The organism is Methanolacinia paynteri, from assembly GCF_000784355.1.
Lineage (GTDB): Archaea > Halobacteriota > Methanomicrobia > Methanomicrobiales > Methanomicrobiaceae > Methanolacinia > Methanolacinia paynteri.
On record NZ_KN360925.1, the window covers coordinates 1 to 8,129 of the forward strand.

Genomic DNA, 8,129 nt, shown 5'->3' on the forward strand with positions numbered 1-8,129 from the left:
ATGGAGTAGGAGGGGATGCTCGTCCATCCCCGACTGCGACCTATCGCCATGTGGGGGAGGGTAATAGGGAGGGGGAACCTTCCCCCTCCCTTGATACTATTCAATAATGCCGGGGCTGCCCCGCAGGGGCTTATGCCCTACCAAAAACGACAACGCCGATATGGTAATATTATAACCAAAAACCCCCAACTCTATTCAATGACCGGACGAATTTCACGCGGGTGGAGGCTATTCAAGGCTACATTCGCAATATTGAAGGCCGAGAAAAGTCTTGCACTCTTCCCGGTGATCTCGGCGATTCTGAGTCTGCTTGTTCTGGTAGTGTTCATATTTCCTGCACTGATGATCTTCAGCTCGACCGGTGCCAACACGGAATCCTGGGGAGTGACCCAGTACGCGATGTGGATAGTATTCCTGTTCGCATTCTACTTCGTAATATACCTGATTACCATTTTCTTCAAAGGTGCCGTCATTTCGAACGCAACCGAGGTAATGAAGGGAAATAATCCTACAATGGGGCAGGGAATAGGAGCTTCGGCCTCGCATATCGGAAAGCTTGCGATATGGGCATTGATCCAGGCGACAATCGGGCTTATCCTGAGTATGGTCCGCAACAGGGACAATATCGTTGCAACGATTGTATCCTCGCTCATCGCAGCCGCATGGGAGCTCGTCACGTTCTTCGTAATCCCTATCCTCATATTCGAAGAACAGGGCATCCCGGGCTCGATCAAGGAATCATGGAACCTTTTCAAGAAGACCTGGGGCGAAACGGTGGTATCCGGGTTTTCTTTCGTTCTTATCTATATTCCCGCATTCATCCTGTTCTTCCTTGCAATAGGATCAATCGCTCTCGGGATACAGACCGTGACGATCGCAGCATTCGGGCTCTTCCTGATCGTTCTGCTTGCAACCGCTGTTCTGGCGTCGACTCTCCACGGAATCCTCGTAGCACTGCTCTATAACTTTGCAAAGACCGGTGAGATCCCGGACATGATCGATCGCGATCTCATCGAGAATGCGTTTGTCGAATCGAAGAAAAAGAAGACCCCCGCATATTCAGGCGGCGGAAACATCTGAAAAAATCCTTTCATTCAAAAAAAAGGAAGTCAAATAATTTATAAAACCTCATCTATTTCTCTCTGGAGCGTTTTGAACTGTGACTTCCAGTCCCTGATCTGAGCAAGATTCTGCGAGCAGAATTCATCAATTTTCTCCGAATCCGAACTTTCCTGTTTTTCTACAAGCTTATCTTCAAGAACGTCCAGATCGGATAAAAACGATTCAATCAGGTCATGCATATCATGCATTGCAGATCGTGCACGCTGAACATTACGGGCCTCCGCTGCATCTTCCATATTATTCGCTATCCGGAGCATTTCGGGCAGGCGAACAGAAACGGAATCGATAAAATCAGACATATATTCCATGGCGAATAACCCGGCATCCAGATCCTCCCTCTCGCTTTCAGTAAGAGCCGAACGGTCGATACCGGCCATTATCGTATTTATCTCGTTCATATCGGATTTCAGAACTGCTAATCGGGATTGCACTTCAACAGAATCAGAGTTCCCTGGGTCACTCAGATAGACATTCATGTCGGCAATTTCAGATTCAACGTTCTCCATAAGCGGTTCCGCCTGTTCCAGCTGACGTGTGATCTCAGCTCTTTTGCTGATAGAATCGAGACATCCCGACGAGACAGAAATAACGATGAATAAAAGGATTAAAACTACTACAAGTCCCCGGTTATTTACAGAATTTTTTTTCTTTTCATTAAAGGGCATAATTTCCCCCCCGCAATATAACAAAATCGGTAACAATTCATTTTAATATTGCGAATTATTTTCACAACACCGGACCGACTGTTCCCGGAACATGTGATGATAATATCAAAAAAGCAAAAAAAGATTTCAGGGAGAATTATAAAAAAATTATATCGAAATCCCTGCAAAATTCAAAACAATGAGCAGGATCGCACCAGGGAGGCCGCCGAGTGCACAGACGAGGACTGCTCCCCAGGTGAGTTTGAACGATTCCATTCCGAGAATATTGAGCTGGCTGATAATTACAATCGTGACTATTCCGACGATCGAATTGACAATCAGCGTCGTTACGTTCTTTAGGAAATACCAAAGCACTATGACAATACCTGCCGCGATAAGGACAGTGATCAGCGTATCAATCATTACTATTTACCAACGACCCGAAGATTATTAAATCTCACCGAGGGCATAATCACGTTTCCAAGCTCCCTCGGCTCTTTCGACACACCCGCTATCGATTTAAGCATTTCAAAGACATTCCCGGAGAGCATCGCCGCCCGGACAGCATCGGTATCCTCTCCTCCTTCCCTCCAAGTCGAGTTGGAGGTCTCGACCGAGAAGTCGCCGGTAATACCGTTCGCGGTATGTGCGCCAATTACGTCGTGGACATAGAGAACCTTCTCGTCGAAGATATCCTGCCTTTCGCCTTCGAAGTAGAGGTTGTGGAAACCTATCGAGGGGGAATCGCCGGATCTGACAGCACTGCCGGTCGATTTCTCGCCGTACCTGTATGCGGTTTTCAAGTCATACGAAAATTCGTTTACGACCCCGTCCTTAATAAGATCCAGGACCCTCGTCGGGACACCTTCAGCATCCCTAACCCACGAACCCTGCCCATGGAAGGGATCGTCCCTGAGAGTAAACGACTCGTCAAGACACTGCTCCCCGAGCTTATCGGCGAAATAAGATCGCCCGGCCTTCACGTTTTTCCCTGACAGTGCCGGAACGACAATTCCTCCGATAAGCTGGCTGGCAGCAATCGGTGAGAGGACGACATCATACGTCCCGGTGTCGATCTCCCCGGCACCCACAGAATGTGCTGCAAGGTATGCCGCCTGCTTCCCGACATCATACGGATTGATCCTGTCGGCAAAGCAGACAATGTCGCTCTCGTATCCGGTCGAAGTCCCGGATATGGTCTCCAGGGAAACACCGATCCGGGTTCTGGATCCTTCATATATGAGACCTGCTGAATTTGCCAGTTTATAAGATGAAGCAGACGCCGAAGCACCGCCTCCTGCGACATCTACAGAATATTCCGAGGCACCGTTAAGCAGATCCTCGATATATCCTGAAATAAGAGATGAATCGAGAACAAGCTTCTCGTCGAATACGCTCTCCGGCGTTCCGTTCGTTGCAGACGGACCCGGAAGACCTTCCCAGTCCTGCCCTGCGGCAAATTTAGAACCGGCCTTCGCCGCATCAAGGCATTTTTCCCATCTTGTGGGATCGTTCGTAGTCGAGCACCCTATCTTTCCGCCGTCGATAATACGGATACAGAAGACCCACGAATCCGAGACGCCTGCCTCGCCAATCTCCCGACCCTTAAGGGTGGCATGGATGCTCTTCCCGGATTCGTAGGCCACCTCGACCTCGTCCGCTATCTTCTGTCCCTTCCGGATGATATCGTCGATTATAGAATCGCTGTCGAACTCAGACACCCTGACCACCTACCACTGCGTCTCTCAGAAGGACATGCGGCGATCCGTCCGTAACCGGGACGGACTGCCCGCCTTTTCCGCAATAACCCTGGTTGAGCCGCAGGTCGTTGCCGCAGAGGACGATGTTGTGCATCGTTTTCAGGATATCGCCTGAGAGGGAGACGTCCCTTATCATACCCGCGAGTTCGCCGTTCTCGATCACATAGCCGTATTCGGCGTTGAACTGGAAGACCCCCCTGCCGGGATCGACCTGTCCTCCCCTCGAACCCTTCAGCAGAACACCGTTCCTGCACTCTGCCACAATCTCGTCGTATGTGGAGTCGCCATTCTCTATGAATGTGTTGCTCATCCTGACCTGGGGAACCGCTCCGCCCTCGGCACGGGCATGACCTGCATCGCCGTCGCCGATGAGTGCAAGGGTCTGCCTGTTGTGGATATATGAATTCAGAACCCCGTTTTTGATAATTGCAGTCTTCTTCGGTTTGACGCCTTCAGCATCAAGCGGCATGAACCCGAACTCGTGAAGGGTCGGATCGTCCGTGACCGAAAGAGCAGAATCGCCGATCTTCTCCCCTATGCAGCCTTTAAGCACCGAGACTCCCTCCTTGACGAGATCTCCCTCGCTCGCATGGCCGACCGCCTCGTGTGCGAATACTCCGGCGAGCTCCTGGTCCAGAACTGCGTTCATGATCCCACCCTTCGCAGGAGTCGCGTCAAGAAGCTTCAGCGCCCTTTCAGCAGCTTCCAGTCCTTTGTGCTCCTTGTGGTACATGTTCAGCCCGGCGATCGTTCTTTCGCTCTCTCTTGCCGCCTGCATGTTCCCGTTACGGCCGGCAATCGCATTAATCCCGTAACCTGACCGGCATACGGGATACGAATACTCGTTCCCGCAGGAGTCGGTGAAATAAACAGTGGAAGACCCTTCCACGTATCCCGCACGGGTGCTTACGATCCCGTCTATGCGTGCTGAAGACTCAATCGCACGGAGCAGGTCGCACTTCTCCTCAAGGGAGACGTCGGCGGGATTGTTCTCAGTTTTAGGGACATCGAGAAGGCCGGAGGGTGCATCTCCGAGAATGACCTCTTCCTCCGTAACCGATGCATAACGCATAGCTTCACGGATGAAACCCTCGATATCCTTCTTTGTTTTGCCGGAAAAATTCTCAATGATGACAAGGCCCCAGCCCTTCTTCCCGAGAACGCGGAGAAGTGCGACATCGTAAAAACTGCTTCCGGCAGAGTCGATCCTCCCGTTCTCGACATCTATATGGGTAGAGACCCCGCTCACATGCCGAATATCATAATATCTTGGTTCTTCCATTCTAAAACCCCTGAAAAATGCAATTGTAAATTATTGTGAATTATTATAATTGCGGGTGATATTCACCCGTGGAGAGGTTTTGGGGGAGCTTTTATGTTTATCTCAGAGGGAGTGATCTTTGCAAGCTCCTTTACCCTCTCCATGAAATCCTTCTTCTTCTCCGGCACAAGTGCGATATCAAGCACATCCTCGAACTTTTTGACCGGTATTATAGTGACCATCTCCTTGTAGCGATCCTCGATGAGAACGTCGGCAAGGTTCGACTCGGGAATGATGATCGTCGTAATGCCCGCCTTTGCGGCTGCCTCGATCTTGTAGGTGACTCCTCCTATGGGAAGAACGTTGCCCCTGACCGAAAGCGAACCGGTCATCGCTACGTCCTGCCTGACCGGGATTCCCTCTATTGCACTGATTACCGCTGTTGCAACGCTGACAGAGGCCGAGTCCCCCTCGACCCCGTTGTATGTCCCGATGAACTGAATGTGGATATCCATGTCCTTGATATCCTTCTGGGTCAGCTTCTTGATGATCGCACTGATGTTCTTGATCGACTCCTGTGCGATCTCCTTCAGGAGACCAGTTGCAATGACCTCTCCGCCGACCTTGCTCTGCGTCGGTGTCGCTTCCGCCATAATCGGGAGGACCTGGCCGGAATCGTGGCCGACGACCGCGAGACCGTTTACCCTTCCGATCTCGGCGCCGCTTACGACCGTCAGCTCGTACTCGCGGCTCCTCTGCGTGATCTCGCCGGAGATCTGGTCTTCGACAGACCTTGCGATCTCCTTCGCCTTCAGGACATGTTCGGCGGTCGTAATTTCCGAATCGTCCTGCCGGGCCATATCTCCTGCAACACGGATCAGCCCGCCCATGTCACGAAGCTTCAGCGTAATGTGTCCCTTCCTGTTGCTCCGCCGGCGTGCCTCTCTCATGATCTCCTCGATCGCACCCTTGTCGAACGGCGGAATTTTCCCGTCGTTCTTTACTTCCTGTGCGATGAAACGGATGAACTTCTTCTGGTTCTCCTCGGTGTCGGGCATCGAGTCCTGCATGAAGAGTTCATAACCATATCCGCGGATACGCGACCTGAGAGCCGGGTGCATCCCTTCGATAGCATCCACGTTTCCTGCCGCGATCATGACGAACCTGCACGGGACTGGCTCCGTCTTGACCATCGCACCGCTCGATCTCTCGCTCTGGCCTGTTATCGGGAACTCTCCTTCCTGAAGGGCAGTTAAGAGATTCTGCTGGGAGTGGGGCGTCAGGGTATTGATCTCGTCTATAAACAGAACTCCCTTGTTCGCCTTGTGGATCGCACCCGCCTCGACACGGTCATGTGCAGGGGTCTCAAGACCTCCGGACTGGAACGGGTCGTGGCGGACATCGCCGAGCAGTGCACCGGCATGTGCACCGGTCCCGTCGACGTAAGGTGCGTTGCCCTCCTTCTGGCTGGATACGAGCAGCTTCGGGACCATCGCCTCCTCCTTCGGCCGGGTGTACTGGAGTGCCATGAAGATGAACGCCGCACCGATGATTCCCATAAGCAGCTGGCCCGTGATTATGGCGTAACCCATTATTCCGAATACGAGGAGCATTATCATCGTATTTCTCGTCTGGGCACGCTTCTTCGCCTCGGCCTTGTGGGCGTTGACGATCTCCTTGCCTCTTCCTGCCTTGACGGTCCTTACGATCGGCGTGTTGGAGTCGTCGGAGTTGGGATAGACCAGAATGTCCTGGAGGTCCTCTTTGGGCAGAAGTTCGGCCATTGCCTTTGCAAGCATCGATTTGCCTGTACCCGGCGTTCCTATCATCATCACGTGCCTGCGCTGGATTGCGGCTTTCTTGATGACCTCGACAGCATGGTCCTGGCCGATGACCTGATCGATGAGCCTTTTTGGGACCTCGATCTCGGATGACGAGTTCAGAGTTTCAAGATCGATCTCCTCGGTCTTAATCCCCGGCTGACCGGCATCTTCGGTAGAGTGATCCCCTGTGTCGGCGGAGATAAGTTTCGGCCCTTCGCCGGGCTTCCCGGGGTCGGCAGTGAAACCGGCTTCCTCAGGAGTAGAAGGGGTTTCATTAACCGGCGATTCGACAATATCTTCCGGTTTATCGATATTTTCATTTATTGTATCTTCATTATTCATTGGTATGTGTACCTCTGACAAACGATAGTGCTTATATGGTTCATTTCGATACTTTAAGTACTTTCCAGAATAGGTAATCCTGATGAAGATCATTGGTGCAGAGCATTCCCAGGTTCTTGCGGCGAAAACCGCTCATATATTAGGCGCCGAACTGCTTTCGGCAGAATTCAGATCGTTTCCCGACGGCGAACTCTACGTAAGGGCAGATGCCCCGGCAGACGATGTGGTGATTATCGGCAGCATTACGGACAGCGACTCGTTGATCCAGCTCCTCCTGCTGATCGACGCCTGCGAAGAGGCTGACAGCCTTTCGCTTGTCATTCCTTACATGGGCTATGCAAGGCAGGACAAGAAGTTCAGGCCGGGCGAACCGATCAGTGCAAGGGCCGTTGCACTGGCTCTTTCGCAGGGAATAGACAGGGTCTATACGATCAATATCCACGAGGACACGGTCCTCGATCATTTCGAGGTTCCCGCAGAGAACATAAGCATCGCAGAGAGGATCAGCGACTACATCCGGTCGATGAAGCCTGGAAATCCGCTCATACTTGCCCCGGACGAGGGAGCCGCAGACTTTGCATCTGATGTCGCGTCCTTCGGGGGTTTCGAGCACGACCACCTGCAGAAGACACGCCTTTCGGGAACCGAAGTTAACATCGCTCCGAAGAACATGGATGCGAGCGGGAGAACGGTCTTCATAGTCGACGATATCATATCCACCGGCGGAACACTGGCGACTGCCGCAGGGATGCTGAAGGAGCAGGGTGCGGCCGAGGTGCACGCCGCATGCGTCCACGGTGTGTTTACAAACGGCGGCTATGCCAGACTTGCAGCCGCAGGCATCAAATCCGTCGCCGCCAGTGACACGATAGAGTCGGGTGCAAGCAGCTTTTCAGCGGCGGAATCGATCTCAGCTGCACTGCGTAGAAGATGAAGAGAAAGATAGTAACCGATTCGACATTCTTTTTTACCGATCTCCCCCTCGATGGAGATCTTATAGTCCCATCCGCCGTCTTTGAGGAATTAAAGGACCTCAACTCGAAGATGAGGTTTGAGAAATACCGCGAATCCGGCCTCATCGTTACCGACCCGGATAGAAAATCGGTAGAAGAGGTAAAAAAAGCCGCAACGAAGAGCGGCGACATCTCTGTTCTCTCAGCGACCGATATCGATGTGG

The 8,129-nt window shown here is 52.2% G+C and carries 7 protein-coding genes and 1 pseudogene; 3 read left to right on the forward strand and 5 right to left on the reverse strand.

What is annotated here, in order from left to right; translation table 11 throughout:
• Window positions 1–198 precede the first annotated feature (198 nt).
• Window positions 199–1,080 carry a DUF6159 family protein gene (locus METPAY_RS01825; RefSeq protein ID WP_157198968.1) on the forward strand — a complete coding sequence of 294 codons (882 nt, stop codon included), beginning with the start codon at window positions 199–201 and terminating at the stop codon, window positions 1,078–1,080.
• Window positions 1,081–1,118: 38 nt separating this feature from the next.
• Here METPAY_RS01825 and METPAY_RS01830 read toward each other — a convergent pair whose 3' ends face one another.
• The 5 genes from METPAY_RS01830 to lonB all read right to left on the reverse strand — a co-directional run bounded on the left by METPAY_RS01830 (window position 1,119) and on the right by lonB (window position 6,952).
• Entirely contained in the window at window positions 1,119–1,787 is a 669-nt protein-coding gene (locus METPAY_RS01830) for a hypothetical protein (RefSeq protein WP_048148632.1), read from the reverse strand.
• Between the two features lie 147 nt (window positions 1,788–1,934).
• The gene (locus METPAY_RS01835) at window positions 1,935–2,189 is read right to left on the reverse strand and encodes a pro-sigmaK processing inhibitor BofA family protein (RefSeq protein WP_013328169.1); all 255 of its coding nucleotides are present in this window, start codon (window positions 2,187–2,189) and stop codon (window positions 1,935–1,937) included.
• Between the two features lie 2 nt (window positions 2,190–2,191).
• Complete coding sequence (locus METPAY_RS01840; protein ID WP_048148772.1) at window positions 2,192–3,487, reverse strand: TldD/PmbA family protein; 1,296 nt, start codon at window positions 3,485–3,487, stop codon at window positions 2,192–2,194.
• On the reverse strand, window positions 3,480–4,808 hold the full coding sequence (locus tag METPAY_RS01845) for a TldD/PmbA family protein (RefSeq protein ID WP_048148634.1): 1,329 nt from the start codon (window positions 4,806–4,808) through the stop codon (window positions 3,480–3,482). Before METPAY_RS01845 ends, METPAY_RS01840 begins: the two co-directional genes overlap by 8 nt.
• Window positions 4,809–4,870: 62 nt before the next feature.
• Window positions 4,871–6,952, reverse strand: coding sequence for an ATP-dependent protease LonB (lonB, locus tag METPAY_RS01850; RefSeq protein WP_048148636.1), 2,082 nt, complete (start codon window positions 6,950–6,952; stop codon window positions 4,871–4,873).
• An 82-nt stretch (window positions 6,953–7,034) separates the two neighbouring features.
• On the opposite strand from lonB, the gene METPAY_RS01855 reads away from it, so the two are divergent.
• Both METPAY_RS01855 and METPAY_RS01860 read left to right on the forward strand, forming a co-directional pair.
• A complete protein-coding gene (locus METPAY_RS01855) occupies window positions 7,035–7,886 on the forward strand; it encodes a ribose-phosphate diphosphokinase (protein ID WP_048148638.1) in 852 nt (283 codons plus the stop codon).
• Window positions 7,883–8,129, forward strand: a pseudogene (locus METPAY_RS01860) (nucleotide-binding protein); the annotation flags it as partial. The gene METPAY_RS01855 and the pseudogene METPAY_RS01860, both read left to right, overlap by 4 nt.

What these genes read in the sequence shown, in the direction of transcription:
- METPAY_RS01825 (WP_157198968.1), top strand. Translation starts at nt 199, where the DNA reads ATGACCGGACGAATTTCACGCGGGTGGAGGCTATTCAAGGCTACATTC.
- METPAY_RS01830 (WP_048148632.1), bottom strand. Translation starts at nt 1,787, where the DNA reads ATGCCCTTTAATGAAAAGAAAAAAAATTCTGTAAATAACCGGGGACTT.
- METPAY_RS01835 (WP_013328169.1), bottom strand. Translation starts at nt 2,189, where the DNA reads ATGATTGATACGCTGATCACTGTCCTTATCGCGGCAGGTATTGTCATA.
- METPAY_RS01845 (WP_048148634.1), bottom strand. Translation starts at nt 4,808, where the DNA reads ATGGAAGAACCAAGATATTATGATATTCGGCATGTGAGCGGGGTCTCT.
- lonB (WP_048148636.1), bottom strand. Translation starts at nt 6,952, where the DNA reads ATGAATAATGAAGATACAATAAATGAAAATATCGATAAACCGGAAGAT.
- METPAY_RS01855 (WP_048148638.1), top strand. Translation starts at nt 7,035, where the DNA reads ATGAAGATCATTGGTGCAGAGCATTCCCAGGTTCTTGCGGCGAAAACC.